At 67.3% G+C, this 1118-nt stretch carries 2 protein-coding genes; both read right to left on the bottom strand.

Going from position 1 to position 1118, the window contains the following annotated elements:
- Nucleotides 1-742, bottom strand: a 742-nt coding sequence (locus AS96_RS15370; protein ID WP_051498905.1) for an IS3 family transposase, incomplete at its 3' end; no start/stop codon positions are given.
- A complete protein-coding gene (locus tag AS96_RS15550; RefSeq protein ID WP_016463873.1) occupies nucleotides 739-1047 on the bottom strand; it encodes a transposase in 309 nt (102 codons plus the stop codon). The genes AS96_RS15370 and AS96_RS15550, both read right to left, overlap by 4 nt.
- Nucleotides 1048-1118: the final 71 nt, after the last annotated feature.

Below are 1118 nucleotides of genomic sequence, written 5' to 3'. Positions count from 1 at the left end.
ACTCCTCGAGAGCACTCCCGCGCCCTCTTGACACCGATAGGAGCATCTCCATGGCGGCGTTGTCGCCGCTCGACCCGACTCTTCCCATGCTCCCGACCATGCGGTGTCGGCTGAGGGCGCGGAGCATCTTCCGGCTGCGGAATTGAGATCCCCTGTCCGAATGCACGACGCAGCCGGCGACGTCGCCGCGCATCAGGGCGGCGTTCTCGAGCGCCTGGACGACCAGACGGGACTTCATCCTCGAGTCGATCGAGTACCCCACGATCCGGCCGGAGTAGACGTCCTTGATCGCGCAGAGGTAGAGCTTGCCCTCGGCGGTCTTGTGCTCGGTGATATCCGTCAACCAGAGCTGGTTCGGGGCGTCGGCGGTGAACACGTGCCGGGTTCGGCCGTGCTCGTCGATGACGGCGCAGCGGTCGTCGTGGACGGGCGGGCCGGGCCGGCGGGCCTTGCTCCGCTTGGGCTTGCCGAACGCGCTGAACCAGCCGTTGCTGGAGGCGATCCGCCACGCGGTCCGGTCCGCCATCGCCTCCCCGTTGTCGCGGGCCTCGTCGGCGAGGAGCCGATGGCCGAACTCGGGGTCGTCCTGGTGGGCGTCGAACAGCGCGTTCGCGCGATACGCCTCGACCACCTCACTTGGGGTGATGGGGTTCGTCAGCCACCGGTAGTAGGGCTGGCGGGAGAGCTTGAGCACCCGACACGTCACCGTCACAGGGATCCCTGCGTCGGCGAGCTCGCTCACGAGCGGGTAGAGCCTTTTCCCGGCAGGTTCGCCTGCGACAGATACGCCGCCGCGCGGCGGAGGACCTCGTTCTCCTGCTCGAGCAGACGGTTCCGCTTCTTCAGCTCACGGATCTCCGCCGCCTCGGTCCGGGACTGGCCGGGCTTCGCACCTGCGTCGATGTCGGCGCGACGCATCCACTTCTGCAGCGTCATCGGGTGAACACCGAAGTCTTTCGCGATCTGCTCGATCGTCACTCCGGGCTCACGGTTACTCGCGACGCGCACGACGTCGTCACGGAACTCGGACGGGTAGGGCTTGGGCACAGCAACATCCTTCCAGGCCCACCCCCGCGGGCAAGCCAGATCAGATGTCACCTATTCGTGCAGCAGTCCCG

The sequence above is a fragment of the Microbacterium sp. MRS-1 genome, from assembly GCF_000585455.1.
GTDB lineage: Bacteria > Actinomycetota > Actinomycetes > Actinomycetales > Microbacteriaceae > Microbacterium > Microbacterium laevaniformans.
This window is presented reverse-complemented; position numbering and strand designations above follow the sequence as displayed.